This window comes from Legionella drancourtii LLAP12 (genome assembly GCF_000162755.2).
GTDB classification, from domain to species: domain Bacteria; phylum Pseudomonadota; class Gammaproteobacteria; order Legionellales; family Legionellaceae; genus Legionella; species Legionella drancourtii.
The window spans coordinates 54,677-77,583 of the sequence record NZ_JH413828.1; the positions used below are offsets into that span (position 1 = coordinate 54,677).

Here is a 22,907-nt window from a genome sequence, read left to right on the forward strand (position 1 = left end):
AGCCCTGATAACAATCTGGTTTATTAATATTCATAAGGCCAATAACCAGGGCGTCTGCTGGCAGTTCTGTACCATCGGCGTGACGTGTCATATCCAGCAAACCATTGAAGCGCACAATATCATCGGCATCAAAATTATCATAATTGACGATCAGAACTGGTGGATTGCTTTTGTCTTGCTCCTTCATCAAAAAATCATGTAGTGGTCCACCGGGGCCTTTTCTTAATACCCCTTTCACAACGTGGTTAATCTGGTCAACTTGCCGCTCTAAAAAGGGCGCTGAACACACCAGATCCTCAGGTGAGTTAACATAGAAAAAAGGACGCGAAATGTGCTTGCAATGGCCCTGCAAACTCAATTGCAGAGCTTGCACATCGGCACTACTGGTTAATTCAACCAAGCGCTTTTTGAGATCTCCGGGTTGGGTCAGATCTTGACAGTAACCTAATACCGTCTCTGCATGTGGATTTTGTTTTTCCCAGGTTTGAAGTTCTTTTTCCAAGGCTTGGAGCCGTTGTTTCTCGTGGACAGATGTCACCTGGTGTGGCTCATTGATTATTTCGTGGATCTCCGTGGATGTTTTTTGGGGTTGGTTATTAGCAGATGCAGGTTTGGAATTAGAAAGGACAAAGCTCAGTTTCTTGATAAGCTCTTTTTTGTCGGAGTTAAGATTCTTTAATCTTTTGATACAATCTTGATTTTCTTCCCATGTTAAAACTTCGATACTTTTTTCCAGACGTTTCACAGAAGTATTTGGTTGTAATAAAATAAATTGCTCCAGCAACGCCAAGGCATAAACCGGAATTGTTTCATTTGCATTGATAGCTAATATCCAGGCAGGTATTCCCCGGGTATTTCGCAGCAATAATCCATCCAAATCATCAACGGATAATGTTTTCGGATCGGGTAATAGATGGGCCATATCCTTTTTATTTAACGCCCGACAATAGGCTAGTAAACCGCCATTTTGAATAAATTCCTGGGGGTTATTGATGCCAGGTTTCACCGATGAACTATAATTGCCGCAAACTGAAATCACGGAACCAATACACTCATTAATCGCCTTATCCAACTCATTTGGGGCTAGTTTTTTAGCGCCATTAATAAAATTAGGATCATAAAGAACCCATTTTTTTTTCATCTTTCAAATAGTTAAGACCAACCGTATGCCAAGGGTTCGATAGCATGAGGGGGCCTTTATTTTTTTCGAGGAAAAAAGATAAATTATCACCTAGATATGTCACCTCCCCCTGATTTTCCTGGAATTTTTTGACGTAGTTTTTAAAGAGATGTCTAAAAATAGATTCTAATTCCCTATTTAGATTCTCTTTATTGCCATCCCACTCATTGATTTTTTTCATGGCGTAAGTCCAGTTCGCCATGGAGTGATCTATAAAATATCGTGATAGGGGAAAACAAATCCCATCCTGTATCTTGGGGATAAATTCTTTTTCATTTTTCAGGGTTAAATACTGCGAGAGTTTTTCAATCACCATGCTCTGTTGCCAGGTTTTATTTTCCCCTATAAACTGGAAATCCTGCTCTTTTTTAGGTGTGTGATCTCGAAATCTATTGGCATCGTGTTGCGGATCGCCAGGCCTATGGTATGAAGGTTCAACGCTTCTTCTTATTTCTAACGTTGATAAATCCCTATCCGCTGAATTTAGGAATTTATTAACCATCTCATTTTCACAGCCATTCAAATCAATGTATGCAAGATTTTTTGCATTAACGGTGAGATGATTTAAATTTGACCTAGTGATATTAGAGTTATCGAGAAGAAGCCGTTTAAGGTTGGGCAGTCGGAGATCTTGTTCGAGGTTACCTTCCAACGAGTCGCTGCCACCCAAATGAAGTACTTCAAGACTCATTGCATTTGTTAGTAGGTGTTCCAAATTTTCTGCAGTAATAATCGCATTCTGGAGAGTAAGTTCTTCAAGGTTTGGCAATTCGATTTTTTTGGTGAATTTAGTATTCTCTTCGATGGTTAGCTCTTCTTGCTCCCTGTTAAACCAACATAGTGAGAGTTTTTTAAGTTTGGAGGCGTGCACAAGCATATGCTCCAAGCCAGTCACTGTAATACCTGTTTTATCAAGGTGAAGCTCTTCAAGGTTTTTCAGATTGAACTCCCTTGTAATTTCACCAGACAATTTGCAGTTAACCAAATTAAGTGTCTTAAGCTTGGGGGAATTTGCGATAAGACATTGCAAATTAGCCAGGCTAATCTGGCTATTTTGGAGGTCTAGATCTACAAGGCCTGTCAGGTTAAGCTCCTCTGCAATCTCGCCAGACAATTTGCAGTTAATTAAATTGAGGGTTTTAAGTTTGGGAGAATTTGCGATAAGGCGCCGCAAACTAGCTAGGGTAATCTGGCTATTCTGGAGATTAAGCTCAACAAGGTCTGGCAGGTTAAGGTTCTCGCTCATCTCGCCAGACAAGTCGCAGTTAGTCAAAGTGAGTGTTTCAAGCTTGGGAGAATTTGCGAGGAAACGCTGCAAAGTAGCCAAGGTAACCTGGCTACTTTGGAGATTAAGCGCAACAAGATCTGGCAGGTTAAAGTTCTCGCTCATTTCGCCAGACAAGTTGCAATTAGCCAAATTGAGGGTTTTAAGCTTGGGAGAATTTGCGATGAGATGTGGCAAACTAGCCAGGGTAATCTTACTACTCTGGAGATTAAGCGTAACAAGATCTGGCAGGTTAAGGTTCTCGCTCATCTCGCCAGACAAGTTGCAGTTAGCCAAATTGAGAGTTTTAAGCTTGGGAGAATTTGCGATGAGATGCGGCAAACTAGTCAGGGTAATCTTACTACTTTGGAGATTAAGCGCAACAAGGTCTGGCAGATTAAGGTTCTCAGTCATCTCGCCAGACAAGTTGCAATTAACCAAATTGAGTGTTTCAAGTTTGGGGGAATTTGCAATGAAACGTAGAAAGTTGGCCTGTGTAAGGTTACTATCCTGGAGATTAAGCGCAACAAGGTCTGGCAGGTTGAGGTTCTCTACAATCTCACCAGACAAATTTTGGCAGCCAGCTAAATTAAGTGTTTTAAGCTTGAGTTTCTTGGTGATGAGACCTTGTATATCAGCCAATGAGATATTGCTATCTTGTAGGTTTAGTTCTTCAAGTTCCTCCAGATTGGCGTATTCCGCCACAATCTCACCAGACAAATTTTTGCAGTAAGACAGATTGAGCTTTTTAAGCTTGCCGGCTTGGGTGAGTATCGGTTGCAAGTTTGCAAGTGAGAGATCGCTGATACGCAGAGTTAGTTCTTCAAGGTTTTTCAAGTTTAGCGAACTCGTGTGATCACCAGATAGTCCGTCTAAAGTGAGTATTTTGAGCGCAGGGACATGCGCAAGTAATGTTTGTAAGTCAGTTAATTTAATCGTACCTAAAAGCGAAATATTTTCAATTTTCTGAAGATCTTCTTGATTTAAGGTCACATTATTTCTTGTCACAGCCTGAGCCTCGCCCCAAAGCTCTGTTAGCATTTTTTCATCTAAAACTAATTTGCTGTATTCGCATCTAACGCATATTTCCGGGAATACTTTGCCTAGTTCTAAGACAGCCTCATTGGCCTTTATCGAGAATTCATCATGAATAATTTCTTCAAGTCGAGGCGTTGCCTTTTTGAGAACGGATAAAAGAGATTTTGTGTTTTGGGTAATATAGTCTTTTATGAAAAGCCTACGAATTTTGGGCTGGTCCTCACTATTTAATAAGCATTGCAATTCATAATCATCTAAAATACACACTTGATCTTGCGTTAGCTGGTGCTGTACAACGGCAGCACGTGAGATGTCACTAGTGAAAGCAGGGGTTATATGTTCATATAAATAAGCGTCATTTTCTAGTGGTATGACCTCATTGCCTTGCCAAATATAAATGGAAAACCCTTCATCTATTAGTTGTTCAAGGATTTTCTTTACGGCTTGTGTTTTGTCGTTTGACCAACCACTTGCGGTCCAGTCTGCAATTATCAGTGATTTATTCTGTTGTTCACGCCCGAGACTTGCTTTTTTCCAAGGTTTTTTATTTTTAATTAATCGACTAACATCCAGAGTACCCTGAGGTTTATGGGTATATGAGGTTGTTTCCCGTTTATCAACATAATAAAAATGGTCAGGAATATGCATTAATAATATCCATCAAGAACAATATTTATTCAGTATATGTATATATAATATATTTCGTCAATAAAGTACAAGCATGATTATAATCCTACCCAGCGAATAAACTGGCTGGTTGCATTTAAATTAATCGCAGGTTTACCTTCAAAATAAACAGTAAAACTGTTGCCACTATTGTTTTCCCTGGGAGAGCCGCCATTTACTTTAACTTCTTTAATTTTACCTAAATTGACAATCTGCATTTGTGTCTCATAATACCCACCACGAACCTCTTTAATGACGGGAATTACAAAAGAAATTACATTTAAACCCTCCGCTTGTTCCGCGGTAGCCACATTACTGTTATTGGCCAAATAATTAAGCTCTGTCCTACTTAAGGCAATGTATTCCGCACTATTAATCTGGCGTCGCAGCATCCTGGTGAGTGGTGCCGAGGTGTGAAAGATACGTTGGTACATATCCGCAGAAATCACGGCAACAGGGTTGCTTTCAGTACGTTTTCCTTTATAACCACTGCCGACAAACAAAATAGCATCCCGTTGATCATCTGGAGCAGTGGCCGGTATCTCTAAGGTAAAGTTATTGGTTATTTGTGCTGCAGCAAGCTTATCGCAATTTAAAAATCGTGATTTGCTAAACCAGTTGTCACTGGGGTAATAAATCACTAATAAGGACTTATCTTTAATGGTATTGATAATGGCTTGCGAATTGGTTAATGGCAATGCAGGGCATCCCCAACTACGTCCTGGTCTGCCATATTTTTTGATAAAACCCTCTTCTACATACCATCCTGAATGCATTACAACAGAGCGATTAGAAGCATTATCATTAAAACTTCTATCCAAACCATCCAATCGTAAAGAAAGACCATCGCGACCATAATAGGCCTTTTGGGTTTGATAAACACCAATACTGCTGGCCTTACTGTTGTATTTATTTGAGAAGTAATTAGAAACCAAGGCTCCAGATTTAATGCCATGAGAGACATAGGTATGAAAGAGTAATTTTTTTTCTTTTAAATCAAAAACCCACAGACGCTTTTCATTTGAAGGCAAAGAATAGTCAATAACGGTCAAAATATTATTATGATCTACATTGTACTCAGTCGCGCATTTTAAGGTCATTAATACTTTATTAATCACCTGCTGATTTAAAGTTGGTGCTTGATTGTGCAGCATCAGCTCAAGGTCACTGATCGCTTGCGCACTAACTTGCCCAGCACTTAAAACAGGTGCTACTACGCTAATAAGATGAAAATCTTCAGTAGCTGCTTTTTTTTGCTGAGGAAAATCCACAGGAAGTGGCGGTAAGTATGCTGATGTTACTGCTAAAATCCATAGCAGAAGAGCGCTCATGACGTGTCCTTTGAATTATTGTTCTACAGTCCTGTATTGATTAATATAGCTCAAAATTGGAAATACTACTGTGGAATTAAACGCGTTTATTTGTAGGCTAATCAATTCCCGATAAAGACAATAAGGACTCTCCCTGCTTTGATGCTACTGCCATTAAGTTAAGGAATTAATGTAAATTAGTGCTAAACGAAGTACGGTCCTCCAACATGAAGGCGATCATTTCACTCCATTGTTAGACATCCAAGCTCAGTACCAACCTACTTTTGATCGCTGCTCAGGCTTCCTGAGTTCTGCTGCGCCACCTGACTATAATGATGGTTGAGGGGATGTTCCTAATCCGGACACATCTTCGGTAGGTGTGGCAAATTCCGGTGTGTATTTTTTAACACGGGGCTCGGGATGTGTAGCAAATAACCTTGATAAACTAATTATCAGCAAACGTACCTCTCGTGCTCTAAGTAATGCTTTATTAGGTTGCTGCACATGAATCTCGTTCATTTCTGCAGAGAAATGCTCTTTTAATTGATTTTTGACCGTTTCATCAAGACTCGGGTCATCATCAATCTGTTGCATTTCTTGCCTTATTGCATTTTGATATTTTGCTGCTAACGCCGCTACGTTGCGTTGACACGCTCGCGCTGCATCAATCGTTCGTGCAGTATCAGTCTTAAAAATTGAAAGAAATTGCGCAAAAAAGTTGGACAACTTAACCCAAAAATTATTATTTAAACGAATGAATTCGCCGAAAGTTTTTGCATCCGCCTGATATTTACGTAGAAAATCCATGTTTTCTTTTATGGAAAAAAATAGCTGCTGATAAGCATGTACCGCATGTCTTGCCGCATCAGTCTTTTGGCACAAGGACGTCAGGGTATACAATGGTTCAGTAAACATGGAGCGCTTTAATTTATCCTCTGTAGCAAATAATTGCCTGCTTAGATGCTCAAGTTGCTGGTTTTGTGTTGCCAGTTCTGTTGTTAACTCCACAAGACAATTGGCGGCTAATTCTTTAAGCATGGCCTTACACTCACTATCCAAAGTGGCCGGCACGCACGCAGTAATCATGTCTTGCAGCAATTGAGGTACTGCCGTACGATAAATACGTGAAAAGGGTGCAGTAATCCAACTTAGACCATGATTTATTTTTATTGATAGGTTTTGCGCTTCAACCGCTTTAGCTAATCGCGCTATTTTTGCCAGGAATAAATCCTTTTGTTCCCCGCACAAGCTGTCCCTAAAAACCAGATACGATTCCAGATTCGTTGCCAGTAAGTCTAGAAAATATTTCCGCTCAAATACTTGGTGGTCATTTGTTGTCGTCGCATCCAACAATGCCTTGATGGCTTGTATTTTGCTCTCAAGTTCTGCTTTATGCGTTCTTAATGCAATAAAATGAGTAATATTTGCTGAAATTTGCTGCATTTCCCCTTCAAGCAGGGACAATTTTTGTAAAATCGCTAAAGTTTTAGGATGTACTCCATCGGACAAAATCCCCGAGGCTCCCTTAGGAGTTTCATCTGGCTGCTCATCCTTGATGATATTTAAATAACGCTGATTAAAATAGCCATGCATTTGCTGTAAAATATTAAGCCCTATACCCTCTTTAGGCTCAAGCAACTGCGCTTTAGCCGCTATCCTTAAAAGTAAGGCTCGAGCAGCTACTCGTGTTTCTGCGATATCAATACGCGTAGACACAACCCCCAGAGCAATAAAACCTAAGGAGTTAAACGCTGGCTCTACAAGATGTACTAGGGTATAGAGCGAGAAAAATAAATTTTTGCTTAGTTTCTTATTTGCAAAAAAAGCATCATCTATCTGCAACAAAGTATTAATGGCATTAAAAATATCCCGAGCCTCTTTGCCAGAGAGATTCTTCGGTCTATCATATGCAGAGATTAACATGTTATTTAAATCAGTTAGGGTTTGGTAGAGCAGCGTGTCTCCTGATTCAGCGTAAAATTGTTCCCGTGCTTCGTCAACAACTAATTTAAAAAATACGACCGCCCCCAAAGAGCGCCCATTAAACATCCCAAACTCTTTAAACTTACTGGGATGAACATCACTAAAAGCTAATCTGATTTCTTCTAGAGTTTCAACTGAATCAACGTAGTCACTAATCAGTGATGCAGTATTGATATATTTTTGCTCAACATTAACCGTATTACCACGCCATTGTTGAAAACGCTCTCGTTTACTCAGCATAAAACTCCATATAGTGCTTCATTCATACTTAAGAGATTTATCTTACTACAAATCACATATAAAACATAAGATAACCCGATCGTGCTTAATTTACACAGACCCTAGAACTTATTGTAAACGGTGAGCAAGCAATCACGAGTAAAATCAACTATTCTTATAGATAAGGATGATGCGGAGAGCTATTATGACATCTAAAAAAGGAATTTATCTATTTACATTACTGGGTTTATTTTTAGGATTTACACTTGATTTGTTATACCGCAATGAAAATGGAACTGTCTTTTATTATGCCTTAACCAGCCTTTTTTGCCTTTTGTATGCGCTTACTTATGATAACAAGCAACCTATTCGCTTAGTTGCCAGTAGTTTTATCGTCGCGCTGTTCCTCTCTTTGCCCTTACTCCCGATTAAAGTTGATTTTAATCCTACAAATCCAGAGCATTTGATTCTCTTTGTCAGCGCTTTCCCTATATTTACCTATGCGGCGCATTGCTTCCACTATGCCTATCATCATGATAATACTTGGCACGTTAATTACAGTAGTTTATTTGCTGCCGTATGGAATACTATACCGTTATTATTTATCGGCTCGCTATTTGCAACCTTAGCCAATTTACTCATTCTTTTAGCCGCATTTATCTTTAAAACTGTGGGTAGTGATTATTTATGGACTTTATACATTGATAACATGCATTTTCGTTTAATTTCTAATGTTACGTTATTTTTTATAGGTTTAGGTATCGGCCAACAAAATATTAACATCATTAATAGCTTACGTTTCTTACTACTGCGCATAATGTACTATTTATTCCCTTTTTTAGCTCTGATCAGCATGGTGTATTTTATTCTTTATTTAATCCACTCCCCTGCTTCAAATGAAGAACACATTAATCCTTTATTTATTTTAATAGCACTCGTATCTCTTGGTATTTTATTCTTTAATGCATATTATCAAGATGGTAGTGTAGAAACAGAAACTCACCCGCCTTACTGGTTAAGTCTGTCGCTAAAAATTTACCGCGTAGTTTTATTGCTACTGAGCTTAATGATGGTGTACCGAGTTTTCCGGGAATATTTTTTAGATATAAATATTGTCATTTACGAAGTGGCAATTATTTTATATAGCTTAATTTATGCCATTACAGCTTGGTTTTCTAAGGATAAAGAACGAGAAGGAATTCAAAAAGGAAATATCGGTACAGCATTATTTTTTATAATTGTGCTGTTCTTAGTGAATCTTCCCTATATGCCTTTAGCGTTTAAGGTGGGCACTAAAGTTGATAATACAGCGGTGGTGACAACGCAAGCAAACTAATATTGGTCATGGGCTGCCTCCGATTTTAGTTCAATCAGGAACTTATAAGGATAACCATAATGAACGCTTATGTACGTAATGGCCGCGGTAACTTTCGTACGCTTTATCAGGGAAAATCAGTAGACGATCTTATCATTGAGTACATGGAAGAAAATGAGATTCCAGGACTGTCCTTAGCGATTGTACAAGCACCATATATCACACGCGTGCTCGGTTATGGCCTCGCAGACACCGAAACCAAACGCCTGGTTTCAACCCGTACCCTCTTTAACGTAGGGCAATTAACTAATGCTTTTACTGCTGTAGCCATCATGCAATTAAAAGAAGAAGGAAAACTCAAGCTAGATGACCTAATCACGGCTTATGTACCGCTTAGTCCTAAAAGCTGGGGCAACATTAGCATTCGCCACTTGTTAACTCATAGTTCAGGTATCGCTGATTATACCCTGCAGGAAGAATTTACTTACAGCGCTCACTATCAGCCCGCAGATATTGTACGGTTAATTAGCAAGCAGCCGTTATTATTTAATGCCGGCACGGAAATGCAAACCAGCGCCTCGAATTTTTATTTACTTGGCCTGATTGTCGAAGAAGCCAGTGGCATGAGTTATGAGGCTTACGTCACTAAAAATCAAATTGAGCGTGTAGGTTTACAACGTACATTCTTTATCAAGAACGCAAAGACCATTGAAAATGAAGTAAACAATGGCAGTAATCCATTTAAACACAATGAGTTTTTGCAGAATCCCAACTTTATTGATCCAGCAGAACTTGCTGTGGGTTATACTAAAAATAACAAGACAGCAGCCCATACAACATGGACATCTACTTTTGCCAATAGTGGTGTGATTGCGTCCGCAGAAGACATTAGCATCTGGGACATTAGCCTGGCAGGTTCTATTTTAGTTAAAGATGCAGAAGACAGGGCCTTTTTGTATAACAGCCCAAGCTTAGACAACAAAAAGGTTATCCCTGGTAATGTGGGGTGGTTATTTCCTGGGCATCAAGGACTCATGGAAATCAAAGGCGCAATTCCTGGTTTCTCGGCATTTTTAAGCCGCTTTACCGCCGCCAATGAACTTTTGTGTGTCACCCTTTTAGCAAATAAAGAAAATTTGCCTGATTTAGATATTTTAGGTCGTAAAATTGCAGCCGCTTTTGATAACAATCTTGCTGCGCCGACAGGTAGATTAGGCTCAGAAACCATGCAAAGTCCTTATTCTGTAAAAGAAACGATTGCCCGCTTAACCGCCATTGTTAACCAACAAGGTGGAAAAATATTTGCGCATATTAACCATGGTGACGAAGCGCAAAAGGTCAATCAATCCCTTCTGCCCACAGAGGTTCTTATTATCGGCAACCCAGCTAAAGGCACCATATTAATGCAAGAAAATATTACGAGTGCACTTGATTTGCCTTTACGCATCATGGTCAATCAGGATAAAAGTGGTCAAGTATGGCTAAGTTTTACAGATCCCATGCACTTTGCTAAAGAATACCATTTGCCCAGTAAGGATTTAAAACAAATTGCGACAGCTTTACATAAAGTATGTGAAAAAGCGGTATCAGCACAAAGTAAAATTTAGCCTGAAGAGGAAAAAGTCAGGGAGAAAGAACCGGCCGCCAGTGCACATTAGCGAACACCATCATGCATCCCCAAGACATCATGATCTGCTCGACAAGATAAATAAGATGCGCACTCCTTATGGCCGTTTTAGTAGCCTCTTAATATTCTTGAGCAGTTAAGCTCCAGGCTGCTAAAGAGCTTAAGCCTAAAATGAGTAAGATCACTGCCAGCGAAAATTGACCATAGCCTTTGAGTGCAGCAATAAAACCACTGGCCAACGCTGCACTTAAATCTTGCATGCTGGCATATAAAGCACCTACGGTCCCCGCAATTTGCGGAAAAGGATGAAACGCCCCAGCAAAAGCATTAATAAAAGTAAAACCGGCCCCCACACTAAATAAGGAAACCGGGATCATAATAGCAAGGATATGTTTCATTCCCCACCAAGCCAAGCACAACATGCTCAAACCACCAATAATCATGAACACCACGCCAATAAATACCATATAAGATACCCCTTTGCGCATCACTAATTGGCTATTGACAATGCCACTAAGACAAATAGCTCCCGCAATGAAGACCGTCAATTGACCAAATTCAATTGGGCTTAGTTGCAAAACATCCTGAAACAAAAAAGGCGCAATAGTCAGATAAGAGACAAGTCCTGCGCTAGCAAAACAAGCACATAAAGTGTAGCCTAAGAAAATTTTAGATCGCAGCAAAGTCGCATAATTTGCCCGCATCACCTTTATTTTAGTCGCATCGGGATTAAACTGTTTATTTGTTTCCGACAAAATTCGCAGTGCCACCAGCCAAATCACCAAACCAAAAAAAATAGAAATAAAAAATTGGCGCGCCAACCAAAATGCTCTTGGATATAGCCACCTAGAATAGGCGAAGCAACCATAATGAAGATACTCACGATCCCCACATAAGAACCGATTTTCGCTAGGGATTTATCAGTAAAAAGATCACGAGCCAAAGAGCGCCCAACCGAACCACAACACCCGATGCCGAAGCCTTGCAGAAAACGACCAATAATTAATACCAAGACCGAAGGTGCAAGAAAACAGCATAAACTACCGAAAATGCTTAAACCAATACCAAACACCAACGGGGGTTTACGACCAATTTTATCGGATAAAGGTCCGTAAAATATATGCGAAATGCCTAAACCCAACATAAAGAGTGACAGCGTAAGCTGAATAGACGCGGCATTACTGTGAAAAATTTTAGTAATTGCGGGTAATGAAGGGACATACAAATCCATGGTCGTTTGCATTAACGTCATAAGCATTAACACAAGAAACACAAATAAGAGAGGTACTTTTTGATTGTCGCGTAGAGGCATTAAAAATCCTTGCTAATCATCAAGCCACAATCGTTATCGCAGCTGAAAAACAGATTACACCATGCACGATAATAAAATAGCAAGACAACAGAGAAATCCAACAAACCAAGTTAATGATCTTAATGAAGCTAAATCTTGCAAATAAAAAACATTATAAATAATTCGTGACACAATATAAACAACCGCCAAAACCTGCACCATGACACCTACATGATTCGTAGCCAGCGCCGTGAGTGCCGCGGTAGCAAATACCAATAACGACTCAAAACCATTTTGATGAGCCGCAACTGCGCGGGCGCCAATACCGACTAAACGTGCCTGTTGCGTACGCGGGTGATGATTATCATAGACACTTTCCTTTTGCATAAAATATCCCACCACCATCTTGAGCAGATAAGGCAAGAGTACCGCAACAAAAAGGCAAATAATTAAGGTATTCATAGCATAAGTGTCCAGATAATTAATAAAAAAAGTAATTCATCATAACGGGAACAGAAGTCCAATTCAATTTGAAATTCATACCTTCTACCCACGAACTCGTTCTGCTATGATAAATTCCCAAACAGGCCTTAGGAACTAATTAATTTAAGGGATTAGACCATGACGCATGAAGATGTAAAAAAAAAATCTAAACGCCATATTGTTTTATCATCACATCCTTCCGGACAGACCGCCCCCTCTCTAAAAATAAAATGGGGGGCAGAAAACGCTAAGGAGCGCGGACCAATTATTGCCTCATTAACCAACATTCGCAATCGCAATGCAGTTGGTACCCACTCTGGCTCCTACTCTGTTTATCGCGCACTGGCGGTAGCCGCTGGCGTTTTAGATCCAGAGCACGTACCGGATTTAACCGATACAACTCCGCCCGTGGCAATAGGACCACATCCTCAATGGCATGATGCCCAGAAAATTATTTCATTGGATCCATGGGGACATCTGGTGGCCACTGAATTTGCCGATGAAATTAAAGCAGGATATGATATTAGACCAACGATTGCGGTCACTAAAGCCCATATCAACATCCCAGAATTACATACGGCCATGCAACAAGGTCGCCTCAAGCCCGATGGCAAAATCTTAAAAGAATCAGGGGATGTTACGGTGACCAAAGCAGCCATTGAACCGGTTTGGTATTTACCTGGCATCGCCGAACGCTTCGCCATATCAGAGTCATTCTTGCGACGCACTTTGTTTGAACAAACTGCGGGTATGTTTCCAGAACTGGTGACGCGTACAGACCTGGATGTTTTTTTACCCCCAATTGGTGGCTTAACGGCTTATTTCTTTGGCGATGTAACGACCATTCATGATCCTAAAATTGAACTTACTTGCCGTATTCATGATGAATGTAATGGTTCAGATGTTTTTGGTTCCGATATTTGTACCTGTAGGCCCTATCTAACACATGGCATTGAATTGTGTATTGAATCCGCCCAAAAAGGCGGGGCCGGCCTTATTGTTTACAACCGTAAAGAGGGACGTGCTTTAGGTGAGGTAACTAAATTTCTAGTTTATAACGCGCGTAAACGTCAAAAAGGCGGCGATACAGCAGCCAAGTATTTTGAACGAACTGAGTGTGTAGCCGGGGTGCAAGATATGCGTTTCCAAGAATTAATGTGCGATGTGTTACACTGGCTTGGTATTACAAAAATTCATCGTTTTGTTTCCATGTCCAATATGAAATTTGATTCCTTACAAAAATCAGGAATTAATGTAATTGAACGTGTCAAAATTCCTGATGAACTGGTGCCTCCTGATGCACAGGTAGAAATGAGCGCAAAACGTGCGGCGGGTTATTATTCACCAGATCGCATTGTCGACATCAATGAATTAGCAGAAACCAAAGGACGTGAACTTCATGAATAAGGAACAACAAGAAAGCAATCCAGTTTTAACTATGCTCCGCGACCCAAGTACCATCCGTAGGCGCGCGCAAGCCATCTTAAATCTTGCCAAACAAGATAAACTGACCCATTTTGCTCTAGAGCCAAAGAAAATGGCAGCCACGGCCTCATTTGTTACCGAGGTTATTCAAGAGCAGTACCCTGATCTGGATATTCCCTATCACAGTCGCTGGCGGCATTTTGAAGCCGGGGGAGTTGATCGCATAAAAAAAATGCGGGCACAGTTAGATACGCTACCAGCTAGCGAGCGGGGTAAAATCTTTTATGAACTGGTAATTATTAGCGTCCTGCTTGATGCTGGTGCAGGCCAGTCCTGGCGCTATAAAGAGCCAGAAACCGGAGTTGAATATTCACGTTCAGAAGGCCTGGCTCTAGCCAGCTTATTCCTCTATCAAAGCGGTATGTTTAGTGCCAACCCTAAAGAACCATTACGCGTCGATGTGCAGCGGTTAGTAAAATTTAGTGCGGCAGATCTTGGCCAAGGATTTCAAGTCAGTGCGAGCAATCCTCTTGAAGGGATTGCTGGGCGCGTTGCCTTACTGAACCGCTTAGGTCGTGCAATCCAAGAAGATACCACCTATTTTGGCCAAGAAGGACGCTTAGGTGATTTTTACACCTACGTCGGTGCCTTAGTTACCAACAATCACGTGACAGCAGCACAAATTTTTCAAGCGGTCCTCGGCGCATTTAACACTATTTGGCCAGCCAGATTAACGTTTCATGGCGTTCCGCTAGGTGATGTATGGCAACACCAGGCCTTAAAAACAAATGCTCCTGGTTCAGAATATGTTCCCTTCCACAAATTGTCACAATGGTTAACTTATTCATTAATTGAACCATTGGAACAAGCAGGTATTAACGTAGCGCATTTAGAGGCACTAACGGGCTTGCCCGAATACCGTAATGGTGGCTTACTTATTGATATGGGCTTACTTTGTCTTAAAGATAAAGATGCGCTAAAGCAATCTTATGCGCCCAGTTCAGAACTTGTTGTCGAGTGGCGCGCGTTAACAGTGGCATTATTGGATGAATTAGCCGATTTAGTCAGGAAAAACCTGCACAAAAATACGCAAGAATTGCCCTTAGCAAAAATCTTACAAGGAGGTACTTGGGAAGCAGGGCGTCGCATTGCCCGCCAAAAACGCAGCCAAGGCACACCGCCCCTACAAATTATTAGTGATGGCACCGTATTTTAGATTAAACCCCTTGCCCCCTTTTTTACTCATGAAAAAGGGTTCATCAAAAGGCATAAACACATGGAGTTAATATGCAAAATCCACAACAAGTCGTTGTAATAAATCATCCATTAATCCAGCATAAACTAACCATTATGCGTAAGAAAGATACCAGCACTGTCAAATTTCGTACCTTAATGCATGAAGTGAGCATGCTTTTTGGCTTATGAAATTACGCGCGATCTGGAAGTAGAATATGAAGAGATTGAAACGCCGCTAACGCGGATGCTCTCTCCGGTCTTAAAAGGCAAAAAAATGGTTTTTGTTTCCATTTTACGGGCTGGCAATGGCCTGGTTGATGGCATGTTACAACTTGTTCCCACCGCGAGAATAGGTCATATCGGTTTATATCGTGATCCCAAAACCCTGGAAGCAATTGAGTATTACCTTAAATTGCCAGAACATACCCATAATCGCGATGTGATTGTTGTTGATCCAATGTTAGCAACAGGAAACTCAGCTATAGCCGCCGTTAAAGAAATTAAAGAGCGCACACCAAAATCCATCAAGTTTCTCTGTCTGCTTGCCGCCCCCGAAGGAATTAATGCCTTTCATGAAGAACACCCCGATGTGCCTATATATACGGCAGCAATTGATCAACAATTGAATGAGAAAGGCTATATTATGCCTGGCTTAGGTGATGCAGGAGATCGACTCTATGGAACCAAATTAGAATATTAACATCTGCTTTTTCATCCCTATAACTATAGGAGTCAAACTCCCCTGCGGCTTGTCCGCAGACTCCAGAGCGCTTGCACAAAGACGAGAGCGCTCTGGAATCGCGGAACCTTGGGATAGAGCTTAATTTGACGCTTATGCCCTCTAAGACTCAAGGATACTAAATTCCCACAATTCCTACCTTTTGAAACTTTACAGCCCCTATCTAGATGTAGTATTAAGTAAGAAAGGGAGTGCAAACCAATAGCTTTTGTTGAGTTATTAGCCAATAAAAGCTAATATAGCACAACTTCATGACCGATCTGCGTGTTTTTTTAGCTGAGCGATCGCAACTTAAGGTAATAGGAATGTCATCAAATGAATCAACTGCCGTGCCTTCATCCGCAGTAGCGAAAATAGAAACGGCCCCATGGAGCAAACAAGATACAGTATGGATGTTAAGTCTTTACGGCACAGCAGTAGGCGCTGGAACTCTGTTTCTGCCAATTGACGCCGGTTTAAATGGTATCTGGCCTTTAATTATCATGGCCATATTAGCCTTTCCAATGACCTACTATTCACATCGAGCCCTATGTCGCTTTGTTTTGTCCGGTTCCTCCACACAAAATAATATTACGGATGTCGTTGAAGAACATTTTGGCGTTTTTGCTGGGCGCATACTAACAGCATTGTATTTCTTTGCCATTTACCCAATTTTATTAATGTATAGTGTCGCCATGACCAACACCGTCGACAGTTTTCTGGTAAACCAAATTGGTATTAGCGCACCGCCACGAGCACTTTTGGCCATCATCTTGATTCTTGCACTCATGGCTATTATTCGTTTTGGCCAGGAAATCATTGTCAAATCAATGTCATTATTAGTTTATCCCTTTGCTATAACCCTATTTTTCCTGTCTTTGTATTTAATCCCTAATTGGAATGATGCCATTCTCCAACAAAGCAATTCCTTACAAACAAACGGCGGTCACGGCTTACTTATGACCCTATGGTTAGCAATTCCAGTTATGGTATTTTCATTTAACCACTCACCGATTATTTCCTCTTTTGCCGTAAGCCAGAAAGAGCTCTACGGTAAATACGCGGATGAGCGCAGTACAAATATCATGAAATACAGCCACCTAATGATGGTTTTTTCGGTGATGTTCTTTGTATTCAGTTGCATATTTAGCCTGTCGCCGCAAGATTTAATGCAAGCCAAACAACAAAATATATCCATTTTATCTTATCTGGCAAATCATTTTAAAACACCCGTGATTGCCTGCATTGCCCCAATCGTTGCCTTCATCGCCATTTCTAAATCTTTTTTAGGGCATTATCTAGGCGCTAAAGAAGGTTTAAGCAGCATTATTGTTAACGCCTTAAAATCATCAGGAAAAACCATCAGCCAACACAAGCTACAGCGAATTATTGAACTCTTTATGGTACTAACCTGCTGGATTACCGCCACCATAAACCCGAATATCTTAAAAATTATTGAAACGCTGGGCGGACCGGTAATTGCTATTCTGTTATTCATCATGCCCATGTATGCTATTGCCACAATTCCAGCGATGCAGAAATACAAAAATACGGTTGCCAGTAATGTGTTCACCACCATTATGGGTATTATTGCCATCTCAGCCATTGTCTATGGTCTGATTTAAACTGCCTCCGATACTAATGACACGTTATTTAAGTAAATTTGCAAATAAAATCAAATGGTTAAATATTTTTCTAAAGCAAGTGCCATTGGCCTCAGGCACCGAGGTTTATAGCACAAAACGATGTTCATTCCCGTGCAGATATGAAACAATGAACCAACGTATTCATTCAGTATTTTTAAATGCACACTGAATTTCAACAAATTCCGATAGACAACATCCAAGCTGGCCAATACCAGCCTCGGCAAGATTTTAATTCTGCGGCTTTAGCAGAGCTTGCTCAGTCAATTGCCTCACAAGGATTAATCGAACCACTCATCGTCAGAAGCATCGCCAAAGAACGTTATGAAATTATTGCGGGTGAACGGCGCTGGCGCGCGGCAAAATTGGCCGGCATGCAGCAAGTCCCCTGTCTTATAGGTAACTATACTGACAAGCAAGCCTGTGCATTAACTTTAGTTGAAAACATTCAACGTGAAGACTTAAACCTGATTGAAGAAGCCAGTGCCTATCGTCGTTTAATGGATGAATTTCATTATCATCAAGAGGAGATCGCAACGTTGGTAGGAAAATCACGCAGCCATGTTGCCAACATTCTACGCTTGCTTAGTTTAACCGGGTACGTGAAAGAGCACCTTCGCAATAAAACACTATCCTTAGGCCATGCGCGAATGCTCGTGGGCTTAAATCCAGTGCAACAGGAATACCTTGCCGAACAAGCGATAGAAGGACAATGGTCAGTCAGACAGTTAGAACACGCGGTAAAAGAACAAAAAAACCAAGCTATTGCGGTGCCAAAGAATGCCAAAAAAGACCGTGACATTGAACGTCTACAAACGATTTTAGCCGAGCAGGTTGGCGCGCCCGTACAAATAGTAACCGATAATGAAGATGGCGGATGGCTGCAAGTGAAATTTTTTGATAATGATACCCTCGCAGGACTTTTGGAGCGCTTAGGCTTACGCTATGATTAAGCAAATAATAAAAACAACGATACATCATCCTTTATTCATGATTTAAAATCACGGTATCGTCGATGACAAGGGCTATAGACCCTACTAATTTTAAGGAACCTACATTGATGAAACGGACATTAACTGGCTTCTGTTTATGGGCATTATGGTCGGGATCGCAATGTGCCAGTGTACAAGGTGAAGTAGATAAATTAATTCAACGGGTTAATCCACAGGTTAATCTCGGAATGGTCGTTGTTGATTTAAATTCAGGCGAAACATTATATCGTCGTAACGCCCAAAAGTTGTTTATCCCCGCCAGCAATATGAAATTATTTTCTGAGGCCGCCGCACTTATGGTGCTTGGACCCGACTATCATTTTAAAAATCAACTAAGCCTTAGCTCAGGAAAAGTACAGCAAGGTGTCTTACAAGGGAATGTTTATGTGCAACTTAGTGGCGATCCATCCTTTTCTCGCGAAGATTTAAAGAAATTACTGTCGTCGCTTAAAGATTGGAATATTAATACCATCCAAGGCAATGTATACATTGACAGTAGCCTGGCTCAAGTTGATGCCTATCCTCCTGGTTGGCTCACATCTGACTTGTCTTATAGTTATGGTGCCCCCACTGCTCCAGTGATGGTTGATGCAAATCGCTTAACCGTAACCGTAAACCCCGGGGCTCATACGGGTGATCTAGCCGTAGTTGAAGTGGATGATGGCGGGGGCGCCATTAGCATAAATAATCAGGTAACTACCAAAGCCAGTGCCAAAGGCTGTGGGGTTGGCTTTTCATTAGACAAAGACAACCATTTAACCGCTCGTGGTTGTGTAGGGGTTGACCAATGGGCAGTACAACAACGTATGGCTATTAAAAATCCGCTCGCTTACGCCCAAGGCATGATTAAAAATAATCTGGCCAGTGCAAACATTCAACTCAATGGTGAGGTGCAATTAGGTACCGCCCCTGCTGGTTCAATATTAATTGCAACCCAATATTCTAAAGCCTTATCCGAATTAATGGCTGACACCTTAAAGCCTTCTGATAATTTATATGCCGACAGCTTATATTTACATGCCGCCGCAAAACTAAATGGCTCACCAGTAAACTGGAAAGGTGCCGAACCACTCATTAAAAATTTTTTGCAAGCGCAAACAGGAATTGATTTTAAAAACGCCGTATTTACCGATGGTTCTGGATTATCGCGTTACAGTTTAGTAACGCCGGAACAAACCATCTCCCTATTAACCTTCCTCCACCAACGCTTCCCTTTATCCTATGAATACATCTCGGCCTTACCTGTTTCTGGACGAGACGGTACCTTACAAAAGAGATTCAGGGTGCCAACACAGCAAGGTTTTGTGCGTGCGAAAACAGGCACCATGACGGGAATAAATAGTCTGTCGGGGTACTTATATACGTCAAACGGCCATACCTTGGCTTTTGCCATGTACATCAATAGAAAGCCCGGCACATCAGCGGGTCCAGGACGCCCGGTCTTGGATGCCATATGTACTTATTTTCTGCAGTTAAATCCGGTTGCTAGTCGCTTAAGCCAGATTTTTTCAGCCCATAAGCGGATAAACTTCCAATTAAATCCAACGCAAGCAGAGCGGCAAAAATCCCATCAAGCCAGATGGCGACGATTGGAGTTCGCTATACGCACAGCGCTTAAAGGCCAAGCGGTGAACATCATGTATCGCGGCAATGAGCTAATTGTAAATGACAGTCAGGCGGATGCCGGAAAGGTTTGGACCTCACTGCAATCAGTAGCGCAAAAATACCCTTTTGCAGTGCTATTATCATCGCAAACTTTAGCAATTAAGCCAACAGGAAAACCACTGTTACTCTGGATAAAAGCCTCTGATGCCACAAATCAGAGCCAAAGAACGTGGACCATTAAAGAAGCGGCTTGAGGCATTAAATTAGGTCAAATGATGAATAACGGAGCCCAATTGAATTTAATCTGTAAAATTATTCTAATTACATTAGTCCTGATTCATGCTGTCTATGCAACGCCGCAATTTTTAACGCTAAGTGATATTCATTACGGTAGTGAAAATACCGCCAATGAGGGCCAAGACACGGGACCTGAATTTCTAAAAATTACCCTGGATAAAATTAAAGAGTTAAGCCCAAACATCGATTTCATTCTTTTTTTAGGTGATATTCCCACCCATTCAGTGTTCAATGCTCAGAAAAAAGAGTATGAAAAAATCGTCTTTCAAGGACTCTATCAAAGCGATGTAACCGCGAAACCATTATTTTACATTGCTGGCAATAATGATTCACTACAAGGCAACTATCAACCCTTTGAACTCAATGGCATTTCCCCATTATCTTATGCTACAGACTGGAATGGCGCTTGCGCTCATTGCGATGGCTTGGTGATCGATGGCCGTCATATGTCTCATCACGGTTATTACTCCAGCTACGTTATTCCACAAAACAAAGACATTATTCTCATTGCCCTAAATGCGACTCAATGGACAAAAATCCCCTGGTTAAAAAGAATTTTTTTCACCACCTATGCCAATCAAGAACAAGATGCCTTAGAGCAACTTGCCTGGTTAGAACAACAATTAAAAAATAACAGCGCCAAACAATTATTAATTGCCATGCATGAACCCCCGGGAAAATCCTATCTTGGCGCCCCCATTTGGTATCCTCAATACACCGAGCGATTTATAAAAATCTTGGCTCAATACCAACCGCGCTATGGGCAAATTACGCTAATCAGCTCGCATACGCATATGGATGAATTTAGAAAAATTCACTTAGGCAATGGCGTTAACATCTATTCCTATTCAACGCCAAGCATCAGCCGTAATCATCATAATAATCCAGGTATGAAAATATTTAGTCTGAATCAAGACCTGAAAGTTAGAAATTTTACTACCTACTACACCAGTTTCTTGCATAAATGGAATAATCAACAATACCACGCACTCGGCAGCACAGATGCTATTTTCCCTGACTGTCAACAGGAAACTCTAGCTCAATGTATGGACAAATTAAGTGTTGATCAAGTATGTGATGCCTTAGATCGCGGCTTATTTTACGGCGTCAAAAGCCCTAAGGTGCCTGATGCTGCATGCCGAAAAACTTATCCAGTTAATTAAGCGCAAGCACGATTCTCCTTAAAAATTGGAAGAATAATCTGTTGGTTGCGTATCTAATTCTTGTTACTATAATCTTATTTTTCGAGAAATATCTATGAAAAACAATCAATTTGATCTTATCGTGATTGGTGGGGGCAGCGGTGGCATCGCCAGTGCGGTGCGTGCAGCCAGACATGGTGCCAAGGTTGCCGTAGTCGAGCCTAGTTATTTAGGTGGTACCTGCGTTAACCTAGGCTGTGTTCCGAAAAAAATCATGTTTAATGCCTCCATGATGGCGGAGACAATGCATCATGCGACCGACTTTGGTTTTGATCCCGTAACCGTAAAATTAGATTGGAATAATCTAGTTACGAAACGTAGTGCCTATATTGAACATCTTCGTGAAAACTACGCCAAGCGTTTTGCTCAATTTAATATTACGCGCCTAAACGGCATGGGCGTATTTCATGACACACATTCAGTTATGGTGAATGAACACATTTATGAAGCCCCTCATATTATTATCGCGACGGGCGGTGAGCCAATTATTCCTGCGGTAAATGGCATGCAGCATGCCATCGACTCTGATGGCTTTTTTGCACTAAGCAAACAACCTGAAAAAGTAGCGATTATTGGCAGTGGTTACATTGGTGTGGAGCTTGCTGGTGTATTAAATGGTCTGGGTTCTGAAACCCATTTATTAATGCGTGGGTCAAAACCACTAAGTCGCTTTGACGTTGTTTTAAGCGATACGTTGCTCGAAGTGATGCAACAACAAGGCATTCATATTCATCCAAATCATAAAGCATGTGAGATTAGCTTACACAGTGATGGTCGCAAAACCATTGTCTGCCAAAGTGGTTCAATGATTCATAATATCGATGTCATTATTGCTGCCGTAGGCAGAAAACCAAGAACCCATACGTTAAATTTAGCGAGTGTCCAGGTTAAAACGGATGAGCATGGCCTCGTCCTTGTCGATGCGTATCAAAATACCAGTACTCAAGGCATTTATGCGCTTGGTGATGTTACGAATGCCCCTGCCCTAACTCCGGTTGCGGTTGCTGCTGGTCGTCGCCTAGCGGATCGCTTGTTTGGTCAGCAACCAGAAGCCTGTTTGAATTATGATTTTATTTCATCGGTGGTATTTAGCCACCCTCCTATAGGAACAGTAGGATTTACTGAAGAAGCAGCGATTCAACGCTATGGCAAAGAACAAATTAAAATCTATCAAACACGGTTTACGCCCATGTACTATGCTTCAAGTGATAAGAAGATTCCTACCGTAATGAAATTGGTCACTTTAGGTAAGGAAGAAAAAATTATTGGCCTGCACGTTATTGGATTAGGTGCAGATGAAATGTTGCAAGGTTTTGGGGTGGCCGTAAAAATGGGCGTGTGTAAAAAGGATTTTGATAATACCGTTGCCATTCACCCAACCAGCGCCGAAGAATTTGTAACTATGGTGTAATT

14 protein-coding genes and 2 pseudogenes are annotated in these 22,907 nt (G+C 41.0%); 10 read left to right on the top strand and 6 right to left on the bottom strand.

All coding sequences use genetic code 11. The annotated features are described in order from the left end of the window. The 4 genes from LDG_RS19680 to LDG_RS10420 all read right to left on the bottom strand — a co-directional run. On the bottom strand, positions 1-1,006 hold a 1,006-nt coding region (locus tag LDG_RS19680), incomplete at its 3' end, for a hypothetical protein (protein WP_233491486.1). A 109-nt stretch (positions 1,007-1,115) separates the two neighbouring features. After that, a complete protein-coding gene (locus LDG_RS10410; RefSeq protein ID WP_006871303.1) occupies positions 1,116-4,130 on the bottom strand; it encodes a leucine-rich repeat domain-containing protein in 3,015 nt (1,004 codons plus the stop codon). Positions 4,131-4,207: 77 nt separating this feature from the next. Continuing rightward, positions 4,208-5,479, bottom strand: a complete 1,272-nt coding sequence (locus LDG_RS10415) for a murein L,D-transpeptidase catalytic domain family protein (protein ID WP_006871304.1) — start codon at positions 5,477-5,479, stop codon at positions 4,208-4,210. A gap of 306 nt (positions 5,480-5,785) precedes the next feature. Next, complete coding sequence (locus tag LDG_RS10420) at positions 5,786-7,681, bottom strand: hypothetical protein (protein WP_006871305.1); 1,896 nt, start codon at positions 7,679-7,681, stop codon at positions 5,786-5,788. A gap of 184 nt (positions 7,682-7,865) precedes the next feature. Here LDG_RS10420 and LDG_RS10425 point away from each other — a divergent pair, with 184 nt between their 5' ends. Beyond that, positions 7,866-8,996, top strand: a complete 1,131-nt coding sequence (locus LDG_RS10425; protein WP_006871306.1) for a hypothetical protein — start codon at positions 7,866-7,868, stop codon at positions 8,994-8,996. Between the two features lie 59 nt (positions 8,997-9,055). Further along, on the top strand, positions 9,056-10,582 hold the full coding sequence (locus LDG_RS10430; protein ID WP_006871307.1) for a serine hydrolase: 1,527 nt from the start codon (positions 9,056-9,058) through the stop codon (positions 10,580-10,582). A gap of 139 nt (positions 10,583-10,721) precedes the next feature. Here the strand turns inward: LDG_RS10430 and LDG_RS10435 are convergent. Both LDG_RS10435 and LDG_RS10440 read right to left on the bottom strand, forming a co-directional pair. Next, positions 10,722-11,914 (bottom strand): annotated as a pseudogene (locus tag LDG_RS10435) (multidrug effflux MFS transporter). 54 nt (positions 11,915-11,968) lie between these two features. Further along, the gene (locus tag LDG_RS10440) at positions 11,969-12,355 is read right to left on the bottom strand and encodes an MAPEG family protein (RefSeq protein ID WP_006871310.1); all 387 of its coding nucleotides are present in this window, start codon (positions 12,353-12,355) and stop codon (positions 11,969-11,971) included. 159 nt (positions 12,356-12,514) lie between these two features. Between LDG_RS10440 and LDG_RS10445 the strand changes: the two genes are divergently transcribed. The 8 genes and pseudogenes from LDG_RS10445 to gorA all read left to right on the top strand — a co-directional run bounded on the left by LDG_RS10445 (position 12,515) and on the right by gorA (position 22,905). Beyond that, a complete protein-coding gene (locus LDG_RS10445; RefSeq protein ID WP_006871311.1) occupies positions 12,515-13,783 on the top strand; it encodes a GTP cyclohydrolase II in 1,269 nt (422 codons plus the stop codon). Further along, entirely contained in the window at positions 13,776-15,017 is a 1,242-nt protein-coding gene (locus tag LDG_RS10450) for a URC4/urg3 family protein (RefSeq protein ID WP_006871312.1), read from the top strand. The genes LDG_RS10445 and LDG_RS10450 overlap by 8 nt, the downstream gene beginning before the upstream one ends. Positions 15,018-15,088: 71 nt before the next feature. Beyond that, positions 15,089-15,737: pseudogene (gene upp, locus LDG_RS10455) on the top strand (uracil phosphoribosyltransferase). A gap of 344 nt (positions 15,738-16,081) precedes the next feature. Next, on the top strand, positions 16,082-17,380 hold the full coding sequence (locus tag LDG_RS10460) for a serine/threonine transporter (RefSeq protein WP_006871315.1): 1,299 nt from the start codon (positions 16,082-16,084) through the stop codon (positions 17,378-17,380). A 179-nt stretch (positions 17,381-17,559) separates the two neighbouring features. Further along, positions 17,560-18,351 carry a ParB/RepB/Spo0J family partition protein gene (locus tag LDG_RS10465; protein ID WP_006871317.1) on the top strand — a complete coding sequence of 264 codons (792 nt, stop codon included), beginning with the start codon at positions 17,560-17,562 and terminating at the stop codon, positions 18,349-18,351. A 107-nt stretch (positions 18,352-18,458) separates the two neighbouring features. Further along, the gene (gene dacB, locus LDG_RS10470; RefSeq protein ID WP_006871318.1) at positions 18,459-20,249 is read left to right on the top strand and encodes a D-alanyl-D-alanine carboxypeptidase/D-alanyl-D-alanine endopeptidase; all 1,791 of its coding nucleotides are present in this window, start codon (positions 18,459-18,461) and stop codon (positions 20,247-20,249) included. Between the two features lie 39 nt (positions 20,250-20,288). Next, positions 20,289-21,455, top strand: a complete 1,167-nt coding sequence (locus LDG_RS10475) for a metallophosphoesterase (protein WP_006871319.1) — start codon at positions 20,289-20,291, stop codon at positions 21,453-21,455. 94 nt (positions 21,456-21,549) lie between these two features. Next, on the top strand, positions 21,550-22,905 hold the full coding sequence (gene gorA, locus LDG_RS10480; protein WP_006871320.1) for a glutathione-disulfide reductase: 1,356 nt from the start codon (positions 21,550-21,552) through the stop codon (positions 22,903-22,905). The last annotated feature ends 2 nt before the right edge of the window (positions 22,906-22,907 follow it).

Coding starts and splice junctions, on each gene's coding strand:
- LDG_RS10445 (WP_006871311.1), top strand. CDS start 12,515: ATGACGCATGAAGATGTAAAAAAAAAATCTAAACGCCATATTGTTTTA.
- LDG_RS10430 (WP_006871307.1), top strand. CDS start 9,056: ATGAACGCTTATGTACGTAATGGCCGCGGTAACTTTCGTACGCTTTAT.
- gorA (WP_006871320.1), top strand. CDS start 21,550: ATGAAAAACAATCAATTTGATCTTATCGTGATTGGTGGGGGCAGCGGT.
- LDG_RS10410 (WP_006871303.1), bottom strand. CDS start 4,130: ATGCATATTCCTGACCATTTTTATTATGTTGATAAACGGGAAACAACC.
- LDG_RS10420 (WP_006871305.1), bottom strand. CDS start 7,681: ATGCTGAGTAAACGAGAGCGTTTTCAACAATGGCGTGGTAATACGGTT.
- dacB (WP_006871318.1), top strand. CDS start 18,459: ATGAAACGGACATTAACTGGCTTCTGTTTATGGGCATTATGGTCGGGA.
- LDG_RS10415 (WP_006871304.1), bottom strand. CDS start 5,479: ATGAGCGCTCTTCTGCTATGGATTTTAGCAGTAACATCAGCATACTTA.
- LDG_RS10440 (WP_006871310.1), bottom strand. CDS start 12,355: ATGAATACCTTAATTATTTGCCTTTTTGTTGCGGTACTCTTGCCTTAT.
- LDG_RS10450 (WP_006871312.1), top strand. CDS start 13,776: ATGAATAAGGAACAACAAGAAAGCAATCCAGTTTTAACTATGCTCCGC.
- LDG_RS10425 (WP_006871306.1), top strand. CDS start 7,866: ATGACATCTAAAAAAGGAATTTATCTATTTACATTACTGGGTTTATTT.
- LDG_RS10460 (WP_006871315.1), top strand. CDS start 16,082: ATGTCATCAAATGAATCAACTGCCGTGCCTTCATCCGCAGTAGCGAAA.
- LDG_RS10465 (WP_006871317.1), top strand. CDS start 17,560: ATGCACACTGAATTTCAACAAATTCCGATAGACAACATCCAAGCTGGC.